Raw genomic sequence first — 21,753 nt, 5'->3', positions numbered from 1 at the left:
GACGGAAGAACCGGGTGGGGGCCGCCCCTTCGTGTTCGTGTGAAGGCGAAACCGTCAGCCCTCGTGGGAGCCGAGCTCGCGGGCCGCCTCGGTCAGGTCCTTCGCCGTGTCGATGGCCCGCCAGTACGCCCCGTTCGGCAGCGGATAACCGGCCAGCCGACGCTCGCGGGCGAGGCGCGGGAACGTGGTCCGCTCATGGTCGCCGCGGTCCGGCAGCAGCTTCGTGAACGCGGGCGAGAACACGTACACCCCGGCGTTGATCAGATACGGGGAGGGCGGCGACTCGATGAAGTCGGTGATGTGCCCGAACGCGTCCGTCTCCACGGCGCCCCACGGGATCCGGGGCCGGGCCAGGGCCAGGGTGGCGGTGGCGTCGCGCTCCGCGTGGAAGGCGGCCATCTCCCGCAGGGAGAAGCGGGTCCAGATGTCGCCGTTGGTGGCGTACCAGGGCTGCTCCGGATCGGGCAGCCGCCCGGCCGCGTACTTCAGACCGCCGCCGCGGCCCAGCGGCTCGGTCTCCACGACGGTGGTGACCCGGAGCGGCAGCACGGCGGCGTCCAGCCACTCCTGGAGCACCTCGGCGAGGTGCCCGCAGGAGACCACGGCGTCGGTGACTCCCTCGGCGGCCAGCCAGGACAGCTGATGGCCGATGATCGGAGTCCCGGTCCCGGGGATCTCGACCATCGGCTTGGGGCGGTCGTCGGTGTACGGCCGCAGCCGCGACCCCTGGCCACCGGCGAGGATCACGGCCTGCGTCGGATACGTATGCATGGCAGGCACGATATGCGGTGCCGGCCATCGGAAGGTGACGCTCCGCGCGACCGCCTCCCGGGCCGGGAGGCCTCAGCTGAACCGCGCGACGCCGGAGGCGAACGAGGTGTCGCAGACGGGCCGGGAGAAGCGGTGCGCACGGGTCGGGCCGTACTGCTCGACGGCCGCCTTGCCGAGGGCCTTCGCGATCGACATGCAGTGGCGAGCGAGGGAGGGACGCTGCTCGACGGCGCGCTGGAGGCCCGTGAGCGCGGTGCCCGGGTCCTTCTCCTGCAGCTCCACGAGCAGCTTCTCGCGCAGGACGTCCTGCGGGGCGTGCGGCTTCGCGGGCTTGGACACGGTCTCCGAGGAGGCGGCCAGCAGCTGGGAGTCGGTGTCCGACTCCGCCCACTGGACGCTGGTGACCGCGAGGGTCCCGGACAGAACCATGACGACGGGCAGGACGAGAGCGAGGGATCGGCCGATGCGGCGCGCGGTGTGGGTCACGCAGCGAGCGTAGCGGCCAGTGATGGCCTGGCGACAATTCGTCACCCTTGCGGGGGATGGTTCGACGCGCCCTTTCGAATACGAGCGGGACGAACCAGGGTGAAATGCCCGTGAAGTGCCCTGTGTGCCGGGCCATTTGCTGCCGCCCGGCACCGAAACCCGAACCCGCCGGGACCACGCAAACGGCCCCGCGCCCCCCTGCGGGGGTGCGGGGCCGAGCGTACGGCGGGTGGGGCGTCAGTTGGTGAGACGCTCGCCGGTGGAGGTCGCGAAGACGTGCAGCTCGTCCGGGCGCGGGACGACGTGCAGCTCGGTGCCCTTCTCCGGGACGGCACGGCCGCCGACGCGGACGACCAGGTCCTTGTGCTCGCTGCCGACCTGCGCGCCACCGTAGACGAAGCCGTCGGCGCCGAGCTCCTCGACGACGTTGACGGAGACGGCGAGACCGGCCGGCGCGTCCGAGGAGTCCTTGGTCAGCGACTTCGCGGCGGCACCGCCGTGCTCGACGATGTCGAAGTGCTCGGGGCGGATGCCGACCGTGACGGTGGTGTCACCGCGGTCCGCGGCGGCGGTGAGCGCCTCGCGGGAGACGGGTACGACGCTGTTGCCGAACTTCACGCCGCCGTCGGTGATCGGGACCTCGATGAGGTTCATCGCGGGGGAGCCGATGAAGCCGGCGACGAAGAGGTTGGCGGGGCGGTCGTACATGTTGCGCGGCGAGTCGACCTGCTGGAGCAGTCCGTCCTTCAGCACCGCGACCCGGTCGCCCATGGTGAGGGCCTCGACCTGGTCGTGGGTGACGTACACGGTGGTGATGCCGAGACGGCGCTGCAGCGAGGCGATCTGCGTACGGGTGGAGACACGGAGCTTGGCGTCGAGGTTCGACAGCGGCTCGTCCATGAGGAAGACCTGCGGCTCACGCACGATGGCGCGGCCCATCGCCACACGCTGACGCTGACCACCGGAGAGCGCCTTCGGCTTGCGGTCCAGGTAGTCGGTGAGGTCCAGCATCTTGGCGGCCTCTTCGACCTTCGCCCGGATCTCGGTCTTGTTGATACCGGCGATCTTCAGCGCGAAGCCCATGTTGTCCGCGACGGACATGTGCGGGTAGAGCGCGTAGTTCTGGAACACCATGGCGATGTCCCGGTCCTTCGGCGGCAGGTGCGTGACGTCGCGGTCACCGATGCGGATCGCACCGCCGTTGACGTCCTCAAGACCCGCGAGCATGCGCAGGGAGGTCGACTTGCCACAGCCGGAGGGACCGACGAGGACGAGGAACTCACCGTCCGCGATGTCGATCTCGAGCTGGTCCACGGCCGGCTTCGTGGAGCCGGGGTAGACGCGGGACGCCTTGTCGAACGTGACACTGGCCATGCTGAATCTTCTCCTCAACCGGCAGGAACGTGCCGGACGATCCGAGTAGGGAGTGGTCTGGTCCACAGACGTGGACCTGCCGTGACGCTACCTGGCGTTTCTCGATCTGTCAGTAGTCCGGAGCACACGGAAAACACGGACGGGCGGGGCGCGCGGTTGGTTAGACTGCTTCCGGCGCGCCTCCTTAGCTCAGCTGGCCAGAGCAACGCACTTGTAATGCGTAGGTCGTCGGTTCGAATCCGACAGGGGGCTCTGTGGGAAGTCCAGGTCAGATCTCGTCTGACCTGGACTTCTTTCGTTTCCGGGCGGCGTGCATGCCCGTTCAGTCCTTGTTCATCGGACCTTTATCGCGTTTCCCCAGGCTCGCAAGGAGCCGAACCCATGGGGGACCACATGCTCCGCATCCACTTCAGCGACGTGGATCTGGCCAGGACCCGGCTCGCCCCCGCGCCCGACCCCCTCTTCGAGATCGCCGCGAGCATGCACCGGTTGCAGTCCAGCCGGGGTCGCTGGGCCTACGCCGGGTGGTACCGCACGGCGCGGCGGGATCTGCGGGAGGAGGGCCTGGAGCGGGCTCTGCGGAGCGTCCTGTTGCCCATGTATCCCAGGGCGTCCTACTTCCCGGACTTCCTCACGCCGCCCACCGGGGTGGACGGCCTGGAGGCGGGGCTGGAGACGCTCCTGGCCACGCCTCCGCAGCGGGTCGAGGAGGAGATCACCCTTCTCGACCGACTCGTCGGGGCGCCCGGGTGGGCGGGGCGACTGGCCGAGCGGGAGGTGCGTCAGGAGTTCGTCCGGATACTGCGCGCGTACTACGACACCACTGTCGTCCCCCACCAGGAACGCATCCAGGCCCGCATCGAAGCCGAGCGGGCGGTGCGTGGACGTGGCCTTCTCCACGGCGGAGTGGAGGGCATGCTCGCCGGACTCGGCCCCATGCTGCGGTGGCGTGCGCCGGTCCTGGAGGTCGCGTATCCCCGGCAGATGGAGGACCGGGACCTGTATCTGAACGGCCGTGGGCTCACTCTTGTCCCCTCCTACTTCAACTGGGGGGAGCCCGTCGCGTTCGCCGATCCTGGGCTGCCGCCCGTGCTCTGGTACTCGCTGCTGCACGAGCCGCCGGCCCGCCCTCTGCGGGCCGAGGACCCCGAGCGGTCGCTGGCCAACCTGCTGGGGCGGGCCCGGGCGAGTGCCCTGCGGGCGGCGGCCGGCGGTGCCACCACGGGAGAGATCGCCCGGGCCGCCGGCGTCTCGGCGTCCGCCGCCAGCAGGCATGCCACCGTGCTGCGTGACGCGGGGCTCATCACGACCGCCCGCAACGGCCCCGCCGTTCTGCACACCCTCACCCCCACCGGTGCGTCCGTCCTGCGGGCCGCCCGGGCCGGGGCGGGCGAGGAGGCCGTGGACGCGCCGCGCTGAGCCGAGGGGCTCCTTCGCTCGCTCGGCGGCCCTTCGCCTCCGGTGCGGCCACCGTTCTTCGGGTGGTGCCCCCGGTCCGTTGTGGTGAGGGCGAGGAACGGTGGCCGCCGGATGCGTCGGGGAGTGCGGGGCGCGATGCCCCGGCTCTCCGCCGTGCTTACTGTCGCCCGGCCGGGCCGTGCCCGGCCACACTGTTGCGGCTGAACGCAAAAGCGCACTTCAGTGGGCGTGCCGGATGCGGCGGAGCAGCGCAGGGGTGTCGGGCCGGTCGGCCGGTGCGGGCGCCAGGCAGTCGCGGATGATCTGCTGCCAGGTGGGCGGCAGTGCGGTGGACAGCCGGAGCGTCTGTGCGTTGCGGGCGTAGCGTGTCGCCGCGTCGCAGCGTGCGTTCGTCGTGCTGCCCGGGAGGGGGAACGTGCCGGTGAGGACGGTGTGGGCGAGTACGCCGAAGGCCCATACGTCGATCGATGGCCGTACGCGCGCTCCCCGTTCGTCCATCTCCGGCCACAGTTGCTCGGGTGGGGCGTAGTCGCGGCTGGTGAAGGGGGGTGCGTAGGCGTGGGTGCCCTTGAGTTCGGCGGCCGTGTTGAAGTCGGCCAGCCGTGCGGAGCCGTCCGCCATGATCAGGATGTTGGCCGGCTTGAGGTCTCCGTGTATCCAGCCCGCGCCGTGGAGTTGGGTGAGGCCTTCGCAGATCTGCGCCAGGGTTTCGCCGGGGTCGGCGGGCGTGGGGGCGGTGTCCAGGCAGGAGGTGGCCCGTTCCAGGACCAGGACGGTGGCGCCGTCGAGTTCCGGGTTCCGGGGGTCGTCGACGACGAGGGTGTCGTGCATGCGGATCAGCCGTGGTGTCCGCAGGCGGCCGAGGAGCGCGACTTCCCGTTGGGCCAGGCTGCGCAGGAGGTCCGGCCGGTGGCGGGTGCGGGTGCTGGTCGGCCAGAACTTCAGGGCGACGGTCCGGGGGGTGCCGTGGGTGCGGTGTGCCGCGTACACGGTGGTGAAGGCGCCCGAGGCGAGGGGTTCGTGGACGGCCCATGCTCCGATGCGGTAGCCCTTCGGGACGGTGACGGTGTGCTGGTCGGCTCTCATCCGCATCCCTCGTACGCGGGCGGGTTCAGCAGGATGAGGTCGTCCTCGCGTACGAGGTCGAACCGCAGGGCGAGGGAGACCAGCGAGTCCTTCTTGCCGTTGGCGCGTCGGCCGGGTCCCGCTGCTTCCGGGCCCGGACGTACCCGCAGTTTCAGGGCCAGGTAGTCGATGTTCCAGTAGACGGCGGAGCGGCTGACCGTCGGCCATGCCGGGCGCAGCCGCTGTACGAGCTGGTCGACCGCGGGGGTCGGGGCGTGCGGTTCGCCGCGCAGGCGGGGTTCGCACAGGGCGGCGAGGACGGCGAAGTAGCGCTTGGTCCGGTCGAGGGTGAACGCGGGTGCTGTCGTGGAGCCCGGCAGTTCCCGGGCTTCCGCGCTGGCGAAGTTCTGGCGTGGCGCCCATACGTCGAAGGTCAGCAGGTCGCCCGCCGCGGGCAGGACGACGCGGGAGAATTCGAAGGCCACGGGTGCGTCGACGCGGCCGGGGGCGACTTTGATGTGTTCGCCCGCGCCTTCCGGGTTCTCCACCACGTAGGTCTGGCCGGTGCTGCGGTTGGTCAGGAGCCAGAAGTCGCGCTGTGCGGAGATCTCCCCGGCGATGCGGGGGACGCCTTCGTGGGTGATGGTGAGGCCGCCGGGTGTCTCCTGCCGGCCGAAGGTCAGGCTCTCTCCGGAGGCGATCTCGATCCGGCCGTCCGGGCGCGCGCATGCCGGAGGTACGACGATGACGCTGTACATGGACTTGTCCCCTCGTCAAGCCATGAGGGCCACCCTCCCCCGGTCCAACAGGGTTGAGGCTAGGCGAGGTTGTCGTAGGGAGCAAAGGGTTCCGGGGTGCGGCGCGCGAGGTCGTGGTCTCCGCGGCCGCCTGTGCCGCGGCCGCGGTGGTGCGGCCGCGGTGGTGCGGGCCGCGGTGGTGCTGCTTGGTGCCACCTGATGCGCCAGGTGGTGCCAGGTGGTGTTGGTTTGGTGCCATCTCTGGCTGCCTCGGGCGCTTTCGCGGTGCCATCTCGGCTGCTCTGGTGGTGAAGTTGCAGTTCATGGGCTTCTTTGCGGCCGGTGCGCCAATGTGGCTCGACGTGGTGCCAATCATGTGCCATGATGGCGTCATGGACCTCACCCCCTACGTCGACAACCTCCGGCGGGAACTCGCCGTCGCCGCGGATGCCGGCGGCGACGAAGCCCGCGCCCTGGCCGAGCGGCTCAGCGCTCCTCTGGAGGCCGCCGTCCGGCTGACCCTGCTCAACGTGCTCTCCGCGGCCATGGGCGATGTCACCCGTGAGCTGGCTCCCGGTTCGGTCGACGTACGGCTGCGCGGGCTCGATCCCGAGTTCGTGGTGACGCCGCCTCCTGCGTCCGAGCCCGTGCGGGAGGAGCCGGAGGCGGTCCTGGCCCCCGTCGTGGCCGCGCCTTCGGCCGCGGAGGCCGACGACGGCACCATGGTGCGGATCAACCTCCGGCTCCCGGCCCACCTCAAGGGCCGCGCCGAGAGCGCCGCGGCGGCGGAAGGGCTGTCGGTGAACGCCTGGCTCGTCCGGGCCGTGTCCGTTTCCCTCGACAGCGGGGGGCGGGCGGGCGCGCCGGGCCGGGGCAAGGACTCGGGCGGTCGCGGCTTCACCGGCTGGGTCCGCTAGGTCCGCTGGGTCCGCCCCGCTCAGTTCGCAGCCCGCACCACTTCACCGGCGGATCGCCGATCCGGCCGACGTCTCTGATCACTCACCACTCATCACCCACCGAGTCAAGAGGACGGAACCGCCATGCCTTCTTTCGATACTCCCGAGCCGATCTCCGTCGTCATCGAGCTGGACGCCGGCACGGCCCGCATCACCGCCGGCAAGCGCACCGACACCGTCGTCGAGGTGCTGCCGGGCAATGGGTCCGACCAGGACGACGTACGCGCCGTGCAGCAGACCCAGGTCTCCTGCTCGGGTGGTCGCCTCACCGTCAGGACCCCCAAGAAGCGGTCCCTGTTCGGCAAGCCGGGCGCCGTCGTGGTGAGCGTCGAGCTGCCCGCGGGGTCCGATGTGCGCGGCACCTCCGCGCTGGGCGGTTTCACCTGCGAAGGGCCTCTCGGCGAGGTGAGGTTCACGACCTCGCTCGGCGACATCCAGGTGGACGAGGCGGCCCGTGCCGAGCTCAGGACCGACCACGGCGACCTCCGGCTGGTCCGCTCCACCGGGGACGCCGAGGTCATCGGCTCGGGCCGGGTCGAGGTCGGCGCCGTCGCCGGGGCGGCAGTCGTCAAGAACGCCAACGGCGCGACCGGGATCGACGAGGTCGGCGGTGAGCTGAAGGTCAACTCGGCCAACGGCGACATCTCCGTGGGCGTCGCGCACGGCAGCGTCGTCGCCAAGTCCGCCAACGGGCGGATCGAGATCGGCGTCGCCCACGCCGGGGTCGAAGCGACCTCCTCCAACGGCCGCATCCGCGTCGGAGACGTGACCCGCGGCCGCATCACTCTGCGCACCTCCGTCGGCGACCTCGAAGTGGGCATCCACGAGGGCACCGCCGCCTGGCTCGACCTGAACCCCAAGTTCGGCACCGTACGCAACTCGCTCGGCGCCGCCGCCGGGCCCGAGGACTCCGACGAGACCGTCGAGGTGCACGCCCGGAGCGGGGCCGGCGACATCATCGTCCGCCGCGCCTGACTCCGCCGCGCCTGACTGAGCCGCGCCCGACTCCGCCGCGCCCGACCCCGCCGCGCCTGACTGAGCCGCGCCCGACTTCGTCATAACTCGCTCCACGGGGCTCGGCTCCGCCGAGCCCAGCTTCGCCATGCCCGTTTCTCGCCCCGCCCGTTTCTCGCCCCGCCCACTCCCGACCCACCGCTCGCGAAAGGGAACCAGCATGACTGTCACCCGGTCCGCCGCGCCGCTCGCCGCCCAGGCCGCGACGCAGGCGATCACCGCCACCGGCCTGCGCAAGTCCTACGGCGACAAGGCCGTGCTCGACGGCATCGACCTGACCGTCCCCGCAGGCACGGTCTTCGCCCTGCTCGGCCCCAACGGCGCCGGCAAGACGACCGCGGTCAAGATCCTCTCCACCCTCATCACCGCCGACGCCGGCGTACTGAGCGTCGGAGGCCACGATCCGGCCGTCGACGCGCAGGCCGTGCGCGCCTCGATCGGTGTCACCGGCCAGTTCTCCGCCGTGGACGGTCTGATCACCGGCGAGGAGAACATGCTCCTCATGGCGGACCTGCATCACCTGTCCAAGCGCGAGGGGCGGCGCGTCGCCGCCGAACTCCTGGAGCGGTTCGACCTGGTGGAGGCGGCGAGGAAGCCCGCAGCGGGCTACTCCGGCGGCATGAAGCGCCGCCTCGACATCGCCATGACCCTGGTCGGCTCCCCGCGGATCATCTTCCTCGACGAACCGACCACCGGCCTCGACCCGCGCTCCCGCCACACCATGTGGGGCATCATCCGCGAGCTGGTCGCCGGCGGCGTCACCGTCTTCCTCACCACCCAGTACCTGGAGGAGGCCGACGAACTCGCCGACCGCATCGCCGTCCTCAACGACGGGAAGATCGCCGCCGAGGGGACCGCCGAAGAGCTCAAACGGCTCGTCCCGGGCGGCCACGTCAAGCTCCGCTTCACCGACCCGGACGCCTATCGGTCCGCCGCATCCGCCCTGACCGGGGCCGCCCCCGACGACGAGTCCCTGTCGCTCTCCATCCCCAGCGACGGCAGCCAGCGCGAACTGCGCTCCATCCTCGACTGGCTGGACTCGGCCGGCATCGAGGCGGACGAGCTCACCGTGCACACGCCCGACCTCGACGACGTGTTCTTCGCCCTTACCGGCTCCGGCGGGCCCGCCCGGAGCAACCAGCCGAAGGAGGCTGTCCGATGAGCTCCCTCTCGCTCGCCGTACGCGACTCGAACACCCTGCTGCGCCGCAACCTCCTGCACGCCCGGCGCTACCCCTCGCTCACCCTGAACCTGCTCCTCACGCCTGTCATGCTCCTGCTGCTTTTCGTCTACATCTTCGGCGACGTGATGAGCGCGGGCATCGGCGGAGGAGGGGGCGGCCGTTCCGCGTACATCGCCTACATCGTCCCGGGCATCCTGCTGCTGACCGTCGGCTCCACCGTGGTCGGGACCGCGGTGTCCGTCTCCACGGACATGTCCGAGGGCATCATCGCCCGCTTCCGCACGATGGCGATCCACCGCGGCTCCGTGATCATCGGGCACGTCGTCGGCAGTGTGCTGCAGAGCGTGCTGAGCGTGATCCTGGTAGGCGCGGTCGCCGTGGCCATCGGCTTCCGCTCCACGGATGCCACGCTCGTGGAGTGGCTGGCCGCGTTCGGGCTGCTCGTGCTCTTCTCCGCCGCCCTCACCTGGGTCGCCGTGGGCATGGGCCTCATCAGCCCGAACGCCGAGGCGGCCAGCAACAACGCCCTGCCGATGGTGCTGCTCCCGATGCTGTCCAGCGCCTTCATCCCGGTGGAGACGATGCCGGGCTGGTTCCGGCCGATCGCCGAGTACCAGCCCTTCACCCCGGCCATCGAGACCCTGCGCGGCCTGCTGCTGGGCACCGAGATCGGCCACAACGGCTGGCTGGCCCTCGGCTGGAGCCTCGGCCTCGTGGTGCTCGGCTACTTCTGGTCGACCTCGAAGTTCGGGCAGGACCCCCGGTGAGCTCCCTCCCTGATGACTCCCTCCCTGATGACTTCGTCCCCGGTGGCCTCGTCCCCGGTGACCTCGTCCCCGACTCCGCGATCCCCGACGAGGCGCCCGTCCTGCCCGTCCTGCCCACCGACCGGCACACCGGCTGCCCCTTCGATCCGCCCGCCGCGCTCACCGCGCTGAGCGATCGCCCGGTCCGCCTCCTGCGCTACGCCGACGGGCACGTGGGCCGACTGGTCACCGGGCACGCGGCGGCCCGCGCGGTGCTGGCCGATCCGCGCTTCAGCTCCCGCTACGAACTCCTGCACCTGCCGATGCCGATGGAGGGCACACCGGGAGAGCTGCCGCCGGCGCCCATCGGGGACATCACCGGCCTCGACGCCCCCGAGCACACCCGCTACCGCCGACTGCTCGCCGGCCGGTTCACCGTGCGCCGGATGCGCCAACTGACGAGTCGTATCGAAGAGTTCACCGCCGACTGCCTGGACGCGATGGAGCAGGACGGGCCCACGGCAGACCTGGTGGAGTCCTTCGCGCGGCCCGTGCCCACGCTGGTCATCTGCGAGCTGCTCGGCGTGCCCTACGCCGACCGGGGGCGCTTTCTGGGGCTGGTGGAGGTCATCTTCGACCAGGCGGCCGACGCCGGGACCAGGGACGAGGCCTACGCGGGGCTGCTCCGGTACGTCGGTGAACTCGTCCTCGCCAAGCGGGCCGAGCCGACCGACGACCTGCTCAGCGACCTCGCCGCACCGGGCCCCGCGCCGGCCCCCGGGTCCGGCGACCCGGCCGTCCCCGGGCCCGCCGCCTCCGGCCTCGGCGACGAGGAGCTGGCCGGGATCGGCGGTCTCCTCCTCGCCGCCGGGCTCGACACCACCGCGAACATGCTCGGTCTCGGTGTCTTCGCCCTGCTGGTCAACCCCGGCCGGCTGGACGCCCTGCGCGCCGACCCGGATCTCGCCGGGCAGGCCGCGGAGGAGTTGCTGCGCTATCTCAGCGTGGCCGACCCGCTGTTGCGGTCCGCGCTGGAGGATGTCGAGGTGGCGGGCGAGCTGATCAGGGCGGGGGAGACGGTGACCGTCTCCGTGCAGGCCGCCAACCGTGACCCGCACAGATTCCCCGAGCCCGACCGGCTCGACATCCGCCGCCGGGCCACCGGGCATCTCTCCTTCGGTCACGGCCCCCACCAGTGCCTCGGCCAGCAGCTCGCCCGGGTCGAGATGACCGTCGCGCTCCCGGCGCTCTTCGCCCGCCTCCCCGCCCTGCGTCTCGCGGTCCCGCCGGAGGAAGTGCCGCCGCGCGAACGCTCCAGCATCTACGGAGTGGTCTCCCTTCCGGTCACCTGGGAGGAGGAATAGCGCCGGACCGCCCTCGGGGCATGGAGATGCGGTGAGCGTCCGTACCGATTTCTACCGAGGGGTAGGCGACCCGGAATCCTTGTTATACCTTGCGTCTAACAAGGGTCCCGGGTCGGCCGGTGTCCGGTCCGGCGCGGGCCGTCACCCCCGGCCCCGGTGGCCCCGTACAGCACGCAGCACGACCCGACTCCGCACAGCGCGCGCCGATTCCGTACAGCGCGAGTCGGCTGCGTACACGGCGGTCGGCCGACGTACGCACCTCACCCCGATCGAGGATCACCGCACTCGACCCAAGGAGCCGCAGCATGGCCGGCAGCACCGTTCCGTCGAAGGTCCAGGAGAGTCCCGAGGGCGACGACGTCGCGCGGCGGCTGCTCGACTCGGCCGCGCAGCTGGCGTACGACCCGGCCACCGAGGTGGACTGGGAGACGCCGCTGGACAAGGAGTTCCACGGCGCGAGCCCGGAGTGGTGCAGCCTCTACGGGACCGCGTACTGGAACGAGTTGACCGAGGGGCAGCGCAAGGAGCTGACCCGGCAGGAGGCGGCCTCGGTCGCCAGCACCGGGATCTGGTTCGAGATGATCCTCCAGCAGATGGTGCTGCGCGACATCTACATGAAGAACCCGGCGGGTGCGGAGTTCCAGTGGGCGCTCACCGAGATAGCCGAGGAGTGCCGCCACTCGATCATGTTCGCGCGCGGTGCGCAGAAGCTCGGCGCGCCCCACTACCGGCCCCGCCGCGCGGTGATGGAGCTGGGCAGGGCCTTCAAGACGCTGGCGTTCGGCGAGGCGGCGTACGCGGCGATCCTGGTCGCCGAGGAAGTGCTCGACGTGATGCAGCGGGACTGGATGCGCGACGAGCGGGTCGTGCCGTTCGTCCGCACCATCAACAACATCCATGTGGTGGAGGAGTCCCGGCACATGAAGTTCGCCCGGGACGAGACCCTCAAGCGGCTGGAGGGCGCCGGGTGGGCGCGGCGCCAGCTCAACGCGTTCGTCGTCGCCGTCGCCTCGTACTTCATCGTGACCAGCATGGTGAACCCGGAGGTCTACCGGAAGGCCGGACTGGACGAGCGGCGGGCGCTGGCCGCCGCCAAGGGCAACGAGCACCACAAGTCCATGATGCGGTCCAGCTGTTCGGGGCTGATGGACTTCCTGGCCTCCGCCCGCCTGCTGACCAGGCCCGCCCTCGCGTTCTACAAGCGCGCGAACCTGATCTGAGCCGGGACCATGACCTACGCCATCACCCAGACCTGCTGCAACGACGCCACCTGCGTGGCGGTCTGCCCGGTCAACTGCATCCACCCGACGCCCGAGGAACGCGCCTTCGGCAGAACGGAGATGCTCCACATCGATCCCCGGGCGTGCATCGACTGCGGGGCCTGCGCGGACGCCTGCCCGGTGGACGCGATCTTCCCGGTGGACTCGCTGTCCGCCGCGCAGCGGGAGTACGCGGAGATCAACGCCGCCTACTACGAGGGCGCCGAGCCGTCCGCCGCGGAGGTCGACGGGCCCAACTTCCACGTCTGGGGCGAGCCGGTCTTCGGGCGCGGTCTGCCGTCCGACTTCGGGCCGTTGCGGGTGGCCGTCGTCGGCACCGGGCCCGCCGGGATGTACGCGGCGCAGGACCTGCTGCTGCACACCGCCGCCGAGGTGACCCTGATCGACCGGCTGCCGGTGGCCGGCGGGCTCGTCCGGTACGGCGTGGCTCCCGACCACCCCGCCACCAAGAAGGTCGGCGACACCTTCTCCCGCTTCCACTCCCACCCCCGGGTGCGGATGCACCTGGGCATCGAGGTGGGCCGGGACGTCACGGCGGAGGAGCTGGCCGCCCACCACGACGCCGTGATCTACGCGGTGGGCGCGTCCACGGACCGGCGGCTCGGCATTCCCGGCGAGGGCGGGCCCGGCTGTCTGTCGGCGACCTCGTTCGTCGCCTGGTACAACGCCCACCCCGAGGCCGTCGCGCAGGACGTCGACCTGTCCGCCGAGCGGGTCGTCGTGGTGGGCAACGGCAACGTGGCCCTCGACGTCGCCCGGATCCTGGTCGCCGACCCCGAGGCGCTCGCGGGCACCGACATCGCCGCCCACGCGCTGGAGGCGCTGCGGGCGAGCCGGGTGCGCGAGGTGGTGGTGCTGGGGCGGCGGGGGCCCGAGGACGCCGCGTACACCCGCTCCGAACTCCTCGCGCTGAAGCATCTGCCGGGCGTGGAGCTGGTCGTGGACGACCACGATCCGCGTACGGCGGCGGCGATCGACGCGGCCGGGGCGGGCGACCGGGCCGGGGTGTTGCGGGGGCTCGCCCGGGTGCGGACGGATGCCGTGTCCCCCGGGCCCGGCCGAGGGGCGGACCGGCGCATCGTGCTCCGCTTCCACTCCGAGCCGGTGGAGGTCCTGGGTGACGCGGGCGCGCGTTCCGTGCGCGTCACGGACGGCGGCGGCGGGGGCGCGGCGGATCTGGCCGCCGGAATGCTGCTGCGGGCCATCGGCTATCGGGGGCTGCCGGTCCCCGGGCTGCCGTTCGACGAGGCCTCGGGCACCGTCCCGCACGAGGGCGGCCGGGTCGCCGGGCTGCCCGGCGGCTATGTGGTCGGCTGGATCAAGCGCGGGCCCTCCGGTGGGATCGGCGCCAACCGCACCTGCGCGGCCGAGACGGTCGGTACGCTCCTGGCCGACGCGGTCGCCGGGACGCTGCCCGCCCCGACGGGCGACGCCAAGGCGTTCCGGCGTCTGGCCCGGCGGCGCAACCGCCGGGTCGTGGACGCCCGGGGCCTGGCCGCGATCGACCGTGCCGAACGGGACCGGGGCCGGCGCGACGGGCGGCCCCGGGTGAAGCTTGCCACCGTCGAGGAGCTGGTCGCGACGGCGAGAGCCGGGCGGGTGCCGCGGCTGACGCGCTGAGCGTAAGCGTGGTCACCGTACGAAGTCCGGCCCGGGGCCCGGCGGTTCGGCCGCCGGGCCCCGGGCCGCGCTCCGTGCGGTGACCCGTCGCCGTGCCCCCGGTGTCGGGTCACCGTACGAAGTACTGCCCGTGACCTGGCGGTTCGGCCGCCGGCCCCCGGGCCGCGCTCCGCGCGGGCGACGATCAGGCCTTGGACTCCGAGGCCTCCGGCACCCCCGCGGGACCGTTCGCGGCGGCCGGCCGAAGCAGCGCGGTCGCCGGGCGTACGGGGATGAGAGCGGCGACGACCGCCGCCGCGAGGCCCACCCCGCAGCCGATGAGCATCGCCACGCGGAAGCCGTTCTGGGAGGCCAGCGGGAAGCCGCCGAAGTCCGTGGTCATCCGGGCCAGGACCACGCCGATCACCGCCGCCGCGAAGGACGTGCCGATCGAGCGCATCAGGGCGTTGAAGCTGTTCGCCGACGCGGTCTCGGACTGGGGCACCGCACTCATGATGAGCGCGGGCATCGCCCCGTACGCGAAGCCGACGCCCGAGTTGCAGACGAGGGTGACGATCAGCAGGCTCCACGGGGAGTCCGCGCCGATCAGCGGGACGGACAGGCCGTAGCCGGCGGCGATGAGGAGGCTGCCGACGGCCAGGGTGACCTTCGGGCCCTTGGCGGCGGACAGCTTCGCGCCGACCGGGGACATCGCCATCATCATCAGGCCCGCCGGGGCCATCCAGAGGCCCATCGCGAGCATCGACTGCCCCAGGCCGTAGCCGGTGGCCTCGGGCAGTTGGAGCAGCTGGGGAACGACGAGGGACTGCGCGTACATCGCGAAGCCGACCAGGATGGAGGCGGTGTTCGTCATCAGGACCTGGGGGCGGACGGTGACGCGCAGGTCGACCAGCGGTTCGCTGAGGCGCAGTTCCCACCAGCCCCAGGCGGGCAGCAGCACCAGCACGGCGGCGAAGAGGGTGAGCGTGGTGGCGCTGCCCCAGCCCCAGTCGGCGCCCTTGGAGACGGCGAGCAGCAGACAGATCAGGGCGGCGCCGAGGCCGACGGCCCCGAGCAGGTCGAAGCTCGTGGACCGGGTGGCCGGCCGGTCGCCCGGGACCAGGGCCAGGATCAGCGCGCCGACCGCGAGGGCCAGTACGGCGACCACCCAGAACAGCACCCGCCAGCTGGTGTTCTCCGCGATGGCGGCGGCGAACGGCAGGCCCAGCGCGCCGCCCACGCCCATCGAGGCGCTCATGATCGCGATGGACGGGCCGAGCCTCTCGGCCGGCACCACGTCGCGCAGCAGGCTGATGCCGAGCGGGACCACGCCCATGCCCAGGCCCTGGAGCCCGCGCCCGGCGATCATCGGGACCACCGACGAGGACAGGGCGCAGACCACCGAGCCGAGGATCAGCGGGACGAGCGAGACGAGCAGCATGCGCCGCTTGCCGTACATGTCGCCGAGCCGGCCGGCGACGGGCGTGGCCACGGCGGCGGCCAGCAGGGTGGCGGTGATCACCCAGGAGGCGTTCGACGCGGAGGTGTCGAACATCTGCGGCAGCTCCGCGATCAGCGGCACCACCAGGGTCTGGGTGAGCGCCGCCACGATGCCGGCGAAGGCCAGGATGCCGACCACGCCTCCCGGGCGGGCTGCGGGGGGTGAACTCTCCACGGGTGCTGCGCTCCCTCTTGCCCTTGTGGGCCTGTCGGTCGTTTGGGTCGTGCGGGTCGTTCGTTCTGGCGTACGCGCTTTCGGCGTTCGACTATGCAAGGTACATGAATTGTGCATCGTGCATAGCATGTGCATCATGCACATCTATCGTGATAGTCCTGGTCAACGAAGGAAGCAGCGCGTGGACAAGCCCATCGACCGGATCGAACGCGAGACGATGCTGCTCGGCCGGTACATGCACATGGTCACGCCGCGCGTTGACTGGCAGCTCGACCGGTCCGCCTACATCCTGCTCAGCCGGATCCAGGTGGAAGGGCCCATGTCCATCGGCCAGCTCGGCGACGCCTTCCGGCTGGACGCCTCGACGCTCAACCGGCAGACCGCCGCGATGCTGCGGGCCGGGGTCGTCGAGCGCATCCCGGATCCCGACGGCGGGATCGCCCGCAAGTTCGCCATCACGGAGGAGGGCGGGCGCCGCCTGGACAGCGACCGGGCGAGGAACGTGGCGGGTCTGGCGAAGGTCCTCACGGACTGGACGCCCGAGGAGGCCCAGCAGCTCGCCGACTCCCTCGGCCGCCTGAACCTCTCCATCGAGCGCCTCGACGGGCGGCCCTGGCCGCGCGACTGAAGCGCGGCCCGGGACGCGGAGCGGTGGCTCAGTGGCGTCCCGCGATGCGGTCCGCCACCTTGGCGACCGGGTCCGTGCCGGGGCGGGGCGAGGTGCTCTCGCGGCGGTCGGCGGCGCGGTAGGCCGCGTACATGCCGTGGACGCCGAGCCAGCGGAAGGGCTCCGGCTCCCAGCGGCGGACCTTGTGGTTCACCCACGGCAGGGCGGTCAGATCCGTCGGGCCCGCCTGCCCGGAGTCCTGCTGGATCAGGTCGCGCAGGGTGCGCGCGGCGAGGTTGGCGGTGGCGACGCCCGAGCCGACGTAACCGCCCGCCCAGCCCAGGCCCGTGGAACGGTCCAGGGTGACCGTGGCGCACCAGTCGCGCGGCACGCCGAGGACGCCGGACCAGGCGTGGTCGACGTGGACGCCCGCCGTGGTGGGGAAGAGCCGGACCATCAGCTCGCGCAGGGCGGCCACGGTGGCGGGCTGGGTGCGGCCGTCGTCGTCGGTGGCCGAGCCGAAGCGGTACGGGTGGCCGCGGCCGCCGAGCGCGATGCGGTCGTCGGCGGTGCGCTGGGCGTAGAAGTAGGCGTGGGCCATGTCGCCGAGGGTCTCGCGGCCCTCCCACCCGATCGTGTCCCAGATCCGGGCCGGCAGCGGCTCGGTGACGATCATGGAGGAGTTCATCGGGAGCCAGGTGCGCTTCTGCCCCTTGAGGCTCGCGGTGAAGCCCTCGGTGCACCGCAGGACGTAGGAGGCGCGGACCGTGCCGTACGGCGTCACGGCGTGCTTGGGCTTGATCTCGGTGACCGGCGTCGACTCGTGGATGGTCACGCCGAGCGCCTCCACCGCGTCCGCGAGGCCCTTGACCAGCTTGGCCGGGTGCAGCCGGGCGCCGTGCGGGGTCCAGGTCGAGCCGACGGCGCCGGTCACATGGACGCGCTCGGCGGTCTCGCGGGCGCCGCGCAGCACCCGGTCGGTCTCGCCGAAGGCGATCTCGACGCTGTGGAAGTCCTTGAGCCGGGCGAGCTGGGAGGGGGTGTGGGCCACCTCCAGGACGCCGCCCTGGTGGATGTCGGCGTCGATCTTCTCCTCGGCGGCGGTCCGCACGACCTCGCCGACGGTGTCGTTCATCGCCTTCTGGAGCCGTACGGCGGCGTCGTGGCCGTGCAGTTTGGCGTACCGGTCACGGCCCGCGATGCCGTTGTACAGCCAGCCGCCGTTACGGCCGGAGGCCCCGTAGCCGCAGAACTTGGCTTCCAGGACGGTGATGTTGAGGAAGGGGACGGCCTTCTTCAGGTAGTACGCCGTCCAGAGCCCGGTGTAGCCGCCTCCGACGATGCAGACGTCGACGCTCGTGTCGCCGGGGAGGGGTTCGCGCGGGGCGGGGGTGCCCTCCTGCGCGTACCAGAACGATATGCCGCCGACGACGGTACTGACGGTGCTCATGATGCCCCTGGTGTCCCTGTCCGGTCCGGTGAGATGCCGAGCGTACGTGGGGCGGGACGTTACTGCGCGCGGGGCCGTTCCGTCATGGCCCGGTCGACGCGGGTCCCTAGGATCGGTGAGGTGATCGACATTCCTGACGACCTGATCGCCACCCAGTCCCTCTACAACGGAGCGGCCGGCCGGGCCTTCGTGGCCGCCCTGCCCGGCCTCGCCGAGCGGTGCCTGGAGCGGTGGGGGCTGCGGCCGGACGGCCCCTCCATGTACGGGATGTGCGCGCTGGTCCTGCCGGTGGTGCGGGAGGCGGACGGGCGGCCCGCCGCGCTGAAACTCCAGTCGGTGGACGAGGAGACGGCGGGCGAACCGGTCGCGCTGCGGGCGTGGACCGACGCGGGGGCCGGGGCGGTGGAACTGCTCGGCCATGACCCGGAGACCGGTGCGATGCTGCTGGAACGGCTCGACGAGCGGAGGCCGTTGTCCGGCGAGGCCGACGTGCGGAAGGCGGTGACGGTGCTCGGCGCGGTGCTGGCCCGGCTGGTGGCGGTGCCCGCGCCGGAGGGGCTGCGCACGTTGGGCGGGACGGTGGAGCGGATGCTCGCGGCGGTCCCGGAGAGGGTGGGCCTGCTGGCCGACGCCGAGGACCGGCGGCTGATCGCGGACTGCGCGGCTGCGGTGCGGGAGGTCGCGGGGGAGCCGGGGGACCGGCTGCTGCACTGGGACCTGCACTACGACAACGTCCTGGCCGGGCGCGCGGACGCGGGGCGGGCCGGTCAGTGGGTGGCGCTCGATCCGAAGCCGCTCGCGGGGGATCCGGGGTTCGAGCTGTTCCCGGCGTTGGACAACCTCTTCGACGCCGACGAGGTGGTGTGGCGGTTCGACGCGTTGACGGAGGCGCTGGGCCTGGAGCGGGACCGGGAGCGGGCGCGGGCCTGGACGCTGGGTCGGGTGCTCCAGAACGGGCTGTGGGCGGCGGAGGGCGGGGAGGGCCGGATCGCCCCCGACCACGCGGAGATCGCCCGGCGGCTGCTGGGGCGGTGAGGGGCCCGCCTCCCGCGCGCCGGTCGGGGCCGTGGGCAGGGGCGGAGTCGGGTTCGCGGCCTGGCCGGAAGCCGCGAAGAACAAAACAAGGTGTGGCCGGCGCCCCGGGTTGCCTACGCTGCGCCCATGATTCGTACCGCCACACGTGAAGACGTCCCCGTCCTGCACTCCCTGGTGCGGGATCTCGCCGAGTACGAGAAGGCCCTCGACGAGGTCGTCGTCACCGAGGAGCAGCTGTACGAGGCGCTGTTCGGCGACCGGCCCGCCGTCTTCGCGCACGTGGCGACGGCCGACGACGACAGCGGCGAGGTGATCGGCTTCGCCCTCTGGTTCCTGAACTTCTCCACCTGGCGCGGAGTGCACGGCATCTACCTGGAGGACCTGTACGTCCGCCCCGACCGGCGCGGCGGCGGCCACGGCAGGGCGCTGCTGACGGAGCTGGCACGGATCTGCGTGGAGCGCGGCTACCAGCGGCTGGAGTGGTCCGTCCTCGACTGGAACGCCCCGTCCATCGCGTTCTACGAGTCGCTGGGCGCGCGCCCGCAGGACGAGTGGACGGTGTACCGGCTGACGGACGGGGCGCTGACCCGTCTGGGGGCCGACGGGCGCGGGGCCTGACTACGGCTCCAGGACCACCTTGCCCATCGTGCCCCGGGTCTCCAGCGCGCGGTGCGCGGCGGCGGCCCCGGCCAGCGGGAAGCGCTGCACGGCGGGCCGCAGCCGGCCGGCCGCCGCCTCGGCGAGGGCACGGGTCTCCAGTGCCCGCAGACCGCCGCCCCTTTCGATCATCCCCGGCCCGAGGACGGACCCGGACGTGATGGCGCGTGCGGCCAGTTCCTCGTCGGTGAAGGTGAGCGGCCCCCCGTCGAGGAGGCCCACGCCCGACCAGCCGTAGACCACGTGCTGCCCGCCGGGGCCGAGCAGGTCCACGGCGGCGCGGGCGGTGGTCCCGCCGACGGAGTCGTAGACGACGGTGGCCCGCACTCCCGCCGCGTCGAGGTGTTCACGAGCCTGGCGCGGCCAGTCGGGGCGGGTGTAGTCGAGGGCGAGGTCGGCGCCCTCGGCCTCCGCCCGGGCCACCTTCGCCGGGCCTCCGGCCAGCGCGATCACGGTGGCGCCCGCGTTCTTCGCGTACTGGACGAGGAGGGTGCCGATCCCGCCCGCCGCCGCGGTGACGACGACCACGGAATCGGGGCCGAGCGGGGTGAACCCGAGGATGCCGAGGGCGGTGCGGCCGGTGCCGATCATGGCGACGGCTTCGGCGGCGTCGAGCCCCTCGGGGATCTCGTGGAGCCGGTCGGCCTCGGTGACGGTGAGTTCGGCGTACCCGCCGGGCGCCATGCCGATGTGGGCGACGACGCGCTTGCCGAGCCAGGCCGGGTCCGTGCCCGCGCCCACCGACTCGACGGTTCCGGCGACCTCGCGGCCGGGGACGGTGGGGAGGCGGGCGGGCTCCGGGTAGGGGCCGCGCTCCCCTTCCCGCAGAACGGTGTCCAAGACGTGCACCCCGGCCGCGGCCACGGCGATACGGACCTGGCCGGGGCCGGGGACGGGGTCCTCGGTCCGCTCGTACACGAGGTTCTCGGCGGGGCCGAAGGCGTGAAGGCGTACGGCGTGCATGACAGGCTCCCTGGGTCGCGCTGCGCGGGCTGTGCCCCGCTGCGGGCTGTGCCCCCACCTTCGTACCTCAAGGCCGCTTGAGGTCAACCCCGGTCCCGGGCCCCGTCCGGGAGCGCTTTCCGGCGGTCTTCCCGGCGGTCTTCCCGACGGCCTTCACGGCGAGCAGGGCGGCTTCGATGCCGCTGGTGAAGGAGACCTCGCTGAGGAGTCCGGGGGCGGCGACCTGGTCGCCCGCCAGGAAGATCCCGTCACCCCGGACGACGGAGGGCCGGTCCCGCCAGGTGGTGCCCGGGCGGTCGACGGCTCCGGTGCGGCCGTCGGCGAGTGCCTCGACGCGCCAGGTGGTGCGCTCCCGCCAGCCCGGAAAGCCGAGGTCGAGGAGTTCCCCGGCCCGCGCGGTCCCCTCCGCCCTGCGGGTGCCGGGGCCGATCGGGAACTGGCCCTGGAGCAGTTGTTCGCCGGCCGGGGCGAGGCCGGGGTCCTGGGCGGTGAACCGCTCCAGCCAGCCGGGCGCGTCCAGGTCCGACACGACGAAGGCGTCGCCGCGCCGGGTGCGCAGCGCCAGGTCCAGCAGGACGGTGCGGCCGCTCTCCCAGGTGAGGGACGGGTCGTCGAGGAGGAGGCGGGCGGAGTCGAGGGAGGCGGCGACGACGACCGGTCCGGTACGGGCCAGCTCGCCGAGCGTCCGGGCATCGACGCGGGCGGCGGTCTCGATGCCGACCCCGAGGCCCCGGGCGTGGCCGGCCATCCGTTCGACGAGCGGCGCCCAGCCGCCGACCGGGTAGTGGGCCTCGGGCGGGAACGAGGCCAGGCGGCGCAGACGCTCCTGCACGAAGCGTGCGGAGAGCGCCCCGGGGTCGTGGTGGAACAACGCGGTGGCGGCGAAGTTCGCGGCGGCCCGGGCGCCCTCCTCACCGACCTGCCCGGCGGCCCACTCCAGGAAGGCGACGTCGACCGGGGCGGTGCGGGGGGCCCGGCGGGCGAGCCGCAGCAGAGCCACGGGTGGGGTGCGGCGGGCGGTTCCCGCGCGGCGGAAACGGAAGCGGAGGCCTTCGCGGGGCGGTACGGAGACGACGGCGCCGAGAAGACCGCGCCGGGTCAGCCAGGTCCAGTGCGGCCCGCGCCGGTACAGGGCGTGCGGGCCTTCGTTGGCGCGGTACGGTCCGTCCGCGGTCCTGGCCCGGCCGCCGAGCGTCCGGTGGCCCTCGTACAGGGTGACGCGCGCACCGGACTCGGCCGCGGTGACGGCGGCGGTGAGGCCGGCGAGGCCGCCGCCGATGACGTGGATGTGTTCCATGGCTGGATCTCCTTCGCGTCTTTGATGATGCGACGGATCGGGGGCGGCGGCTCGTGACACGGTCGCCGGGGCGTT

19 protein-coding genes, 1 tRNA gene and 1 pseudogene are annotated in these 21,753 nt (G+C 72.5%); 12 read left to right on the top strand and 9 right to left on the bottom strand.

Translation table 11 applies throughout. The annotated features are described in order from the left end of the window. Positions 1 to 54: 54 nt before the first annotated feature. From ACIRJT_RS27270 to ACIRJT_RS27260, 3 genes are all read right to left on the bottom strand, one after another. Positions 55 to 771, bottom strand: coding sequence for an NDP-sugar synthase (locus tag ACIRJT_RS27270; RefSeq protein ID WP_397925040.1), 717 nt, complete (start codon positions 769 to 771; stop codon positions 55 to 57). Between the two features lie 72 nt (positions 772 to 843). After that, positions 844 to 1,257 (bottom strand): hypothetical protein, encoded by a 414-nt coding sequence (locus tag ACIRJT_RS27265; RefSeq protein ID WP_403913920.1) that lies wholly within the window; start codon positions 1,255 to 1,257, stop codon positions 844 to 846. Positions 1,258 to 1,494: 237 nt separating this feature from the next. Further along, on the bottom strand, positions 1,495 to 2,631 hold the full coding sequence (locus tag ACIRJT_RS27260) for an ABC transporter ATP-binding protein (protein ID WP_403913917.1): 1,137 nt from the start codon (positions 2,629 to 2,631) through the stop codon (positions 1,495 to 1,497). Between the two features lie 178 nt (positions 2,632 to 2,809). On the opposite strand from ACIRJT_RS27260, the gene ACIRJT_RS27255 reads away from it, so the two are divergent. Further along, a tRNA-Thr gene (locus tag ACIRJT_RS27255) sits at positions 2,810 to 2,883 on the top strand. A 141-nt stretch (positions 2,884 to 3,024) separates the two neighbouring features. Beyond that, on the top strand, positions 3,025 to 4,050 hold the full coding sequence (locus ACIRJT_RS27250) for a helix-turn-helix domain-containing protein (protein WP_403914107.1): 1,026 nt from the start codon (positions 3,025 to 3,027) through the stop codon (positions 4,048 to 4,050). A 225-nt stretch (positions 4,051 to 4,275) separates the two neighbouring features. Here ACIRJT_RS27250 and ACIRJT_RS27245 read toward each other — a convergent pair. Together ACIRJT_RS27245 and ACIRJT_RS27240 are read right to left on the bottom strand one after the other, a co-directional pair. After that, positions 4,276 to 5,136 (bottom strand): annotated as a pseudogene (locus ACIRJT_RS27245) (protein kinase); the annotation flags it as partial. After that, positions 5,133 to 5,873: an FHA domain-containing protein gene (locus ACIRJT_RS27240; protein WP_403913915.1), complete on the bottom strand. Its 741-nt coding sequence runs from the start codon at positions 5,871 to 5,873 to the stop codon at positions 5,133 to 5,135. The pseudogene ACIRJT_RS27245 and the gene ACIRJT_RS27240, both read right to left, overlap by 4 nt. Positions 5,874 to 6,244: 371 nt before the next feature. Here ACIRJT_RS27240 and ACIRJT_RS27235 point away from each other — a divergent pair, with 371 nt between their 5' ends. The 7 genes from ACIRJT_RS27235 to ACIRJT_RS27205 all read left to right on the top strand — a co-directional run bounded on the left by ACIRJT_RS27235 (position 6,245) and on the right by ACIRJT_RS27205 (position 14,015). Then, the gene (locus tag ACIRJT_RS27235) at positions 6,245 to 6,769 is read left to right on the top strand and encodes a toxin-antitoxin system HicB family antitoxin (RefSeq protein ID WP_403913912.1); all 525 of its coding nucleotides are present in this window, start codon (positions 6,245 to 6,247) and stop codon (positions 6,767 to 6,769) included. A 123-nt stretch (positions 6,770 to 6,892) separates the two neighbouring features. Further along, positions 6,893 to 7,783 carry a DUF4097 family beta strand repeat-containing protein gene (locus ACIRJT_RS27230; RefSeq protein ID WP_403913910.1) on the top strand — a complete coding sequence of 297 codons (891 nt, stop codon included), beginning with the start codon at positions 6,893 to 6,895 and terminating at the stop codon, positions 7,781 to 7,783. A gap of 199 nt (positions 7,784 to 7,982) precedes the next feature. Next, positions 7,983 to 8,984, top strand: a complete 1,002-nt coding sequence (locus tag ACIRJT_RS27225; RefSeq protein WP_403913907.1) for an ATP-binding cassette domain-containing protein — start codon at positions 7,983 to 7,985, stop codon at positions 8,982 to 8,984. Then, entirely contained in the window at positions 8,981 to 9,772 is a 792-nt protein-coding gene (locus ACIRJT_RS27220) for an ABC transporter permease (protein ID WP_403913904.1), read from the top strand. Before ACIRJT_RS27225 ends, ACIRJT_RS27220 begins: the two co-directional genes overlap by 4 nt. Positions 9,773 to 9,852: 80 nt before the next feature. After that, positions 9,853 to 11,115 (top strand): cytochrome P450, encoded by a 1,263-nt coding sequence (locus tag ACIRJT_RS27215; RefSeq protein WP_403914104.1) that lies wholly within the window; start codon positions 9,853 to 9,855, stop codon positions 11,113 to 11,115. Positions 11,116 to 11,420: 305 nt separating this feature from the next. Continuing rightward, positions 11,421 to 12,335, top strand: a complete 915-nt coding sequence (locus ACIRJT_RS27210; protein WP_403913901.1) for a diiron oxygenase — start codon at positions 11,421 to 11,423, stop codon at positions 12,333 to 12,335. A gap of 9 nt (positions 12,336 to 12,344) precedes the next feature. After that, positions 12,345 to 14,015, top strand: coding sequence for an FAD-dependent oxidoreductase (locus tag ACIRJT_RS27205; RefSeq protein ID WP_403913899.1), 1,671 nt, complete (start codon positions 12,345 to 12,347; stop codon positions 14,013 to 14,015). A gap of 184 nt (positions 14,016 to 14,199) precedes the next feature. On the opposite strand, the gene ACIRJT_RS27200 is transcribed toward ACIRJT_RS27205, so the two are convergent. Continuing rightward, a complete protein-coding gene (locus ACIRJT_RS27200) occupies positions 14,200 to 15,669 on the bottom strand; it encodes an MFS transporter (protein WP_403913896.1) in 1,470 nt (489 codons plus the stop codon). A 181-nt stretch (positions 15,670 to 15,850) separates the two neighbouring features. On the opposite strand from ACIRJT_RS27200, the gene ACIRJT_RS27195 reads away from it, so the two are divergent. Continuing rightward, positions 15,851 to 16,297 carry a MarR family winged helix-turn-helix transcriptional regulator gene (locus ACIRJT_RS27195; RefSeq protein ID WP_403913894.1) on the top strand — a complete coding sequence of 149 codons (447 nt, stop codon included), beginning with the start codon at positions 15,851 to 15,853 and terminating at the stop codon, positions 16,295 to 16,297. A gap of 28 nt (positions 16,298 to 16,325) precedes the next feature. On the opposite strand, the gene ACIRJT_RS27190 is transcribed toward ACIRJT_RS27195, so the two are convergent. After that, positions 16,326 to 17,726 carry an NAD(P)/FAD-dependent oxidoreductase gene (locus ACIRJT_RS27190; protein WP_403913891.1) on the bottom strand — a complete coding sequence of 467 codons (1,401 nt, stop codon included), beginning with the start codon at positions 17,724 to 17,726 and terminating at the stop codon, positions 16,326 to 16,328. An 84-nt stretch (positions 17,727 to 17,810) separates the two neighbouring features. Between ACIRJT_RS27190 and ACIRJT_RS27185 the strand changes: the two genes are divergently transcribed. Both ACIRJT_RS27185 and ACIRJT_RS27180 read left to right on the top strand, forming a co-directional pair. After that, positions 17,811 to 18,761, top strand: a complete 951-nt coding sequence (locus ACIRJT_RS27185) for an aminoglycoside phosphotransferase family protein (protein WP_403913888.1) — start codon at positions 17,811 to 17,813, stop codon at positions 18,759 to 18,761. A gap of 126 nt (positions 18,762 to 18,887) precedes the next feature. Further along, positions 18,888 to 19,379 carry a GNAT family N-acetyltransferase gene (locus tag ACIRJT_RS27180; RefSeq protein ID WP_403913886.1) on the top strand — a complete coding sequence of 164 codons (492 nt, stop codon included), beginning with the start codon at positions 18,888 to 18,890 and terminating at the stop codon, positions 19,377 to 19,379. On the opposite strand, the gene ACIRJT_RS27175 is transcribed toward ACIRJT_RS27180, so the two are convergent. Both ACIRJT_RS27175 and ACIRJT_RS27170 read right to left on the bottom strand, forming a co-directional pair. Beyond that, positions 19,380 to 20,381, bottom strand: coding sequence for a zinc-binding dehydrogenase (locus ACIRJT_RS27175; RefSeq protein ID WP_403913884.1), 1,002 nt, complete (start codon positions 20,379 to 20,381; stop codon positions 19,380 to 19,382). It abuts the gene before it with no gap. Positions 20,382 to 20,448: 67 nt separating this feature from the next. Continuing rightward, positions 20,449 to 21,678 carry an NAD(P)-binding protein gene (locus ACIRJT_RS27170; RefSeq protein ID WP_403913882.1) on the bottom strand — a complete coding sequence of 410 codons (1,230 nt, stop codon included), beginning with the start codon at positions 21,676 to 21,678 and terminating at the stop codon, positions 20,449 to 20,451. Between the last annotated feature and the right edge of the window lie 75 nt (positions 21,679 to 21,753).

This window comes from Streptomyces sp. NPDC102283, from assembly GCF_044766265.1.
Classification (GTDB): Bacteria; Actinomycetota; Actinomycetes; order Streptomycetales; family Streptomycetaceae; genus Streptomyces.
The sequence above is the reverse complement of the archived record's forward strand: the minus strand, read 5'-3'. Positions and strand labels throughout refer to the sequence as shown.

Bases quoted from the DNA above. Each gene is read 5' to 3' on its own strand.
- ACIRJT_RS27190 (WP_403913891.1), bottom strand. From the start codon at position 17,726: ATGAGCACCGTCAGTACCGTCGTCGGCGGCATATCGTTCTGGTACGCG.
- ACIRJT_RS27210 (WP_403913901.1), top strand. From the start codon at position 11,421: ATGGCCGGCAGCACCGTTCCGTCGAAGGTCCAGGAGAGTCCCGAGGGC.
- ACIRJT_RS27260 (WP_403913917.1), bottom strand. From the start codon at position 2,631: ATGGCCAGTGTCACGTTCGACAAGGCGTCCCGCGTCTACCCCGGCTCC.
- ACIRJT_RS27175 (WP_403913884.1), bottom strand. From the start codon at position 20,381: ATGCACGCCGTACGCCTTCACGCCTTCGGCCCCGCCGAGAACCTCGTG.
- ACIRJT_RS27270 (WP_397925040.1), bottom strand. From the start codon at position 771: ATGCATACGTATCCGACGCAGGCCGTGATCCTCGCCGGTGGCCAGGGG.
- ACIRJT_RS27170 (WP_403913882.1), bottom strand. From the start codon at position 21,678: ATGGAACACATCCACGTCATCGGCGGCGGCCTCGCCGGCCTCACCGCC.
- ACIRJT_RS27180 (WP_403913886.1), top strand. From the start codon at position 18,888: ATGATTCGTACCGCCACACGTGAAGACGTCCCCGTCCTGCACTCCCTG.
- ACIRJT_RS27205 (WP_403913899.1), top strand. From the start codon at position 12,345: ATGACCTACGCCATCACCCAGACCTGCTGCAACGACGCCACCTGCGTG.
- ACIRJT_RS27235 (WP_403913912.1), top strand. From the start codon at position 6,245: ATGGACCTCACCCCCTACGTCGACAACCTCCGGCGGGAACTCGCCGTC.
- ACIRJT_RS27220 (WP_403913904.1), top strand. From the start codon at position 8,981: ATGAGCTCCCTCTCGCTCGCCGTACGCGACTCGAACACCCTGCTGCGC.
- ACIRJT_RS27240 (WP_403913915.1), bottom strand. From the start codon at position 5,873: ATGTACAGCGTCATCGTCGTACCTCCGGCATGCGCGCGCCCGGACGGC.
- ACIRJT_RS27185 (WP_403913888.1), top strand. From the start codon at position 17,811: ATGGCCCGGTCGACGCGGGTCCCTAGGATCGGTGAGGTGATCGACATT.
- ACIRJT_RS27250 (WP_403914107.1), top strand. From the start codon at position 3,025: ATGCTCCGCATCCACTTCAGCGACGTGGATCTGGCCAGGACCCGGCTC.
- ACIRJT_RS27230 (WP_403913910.1), top strand. From the start codon at position 6,893: ATGCCTTCTTTCGATACTCCCGAGCCGATCTCCGTCGTCATCGAGCTG.
- ACIRJT_RS27225 (WP_403913907.1), top strand. From the start codon at position 7,983: ATGACTGTCACCCGGTCCGCCGCGCCGCTCGCCGCCCAGGCCGCGACG.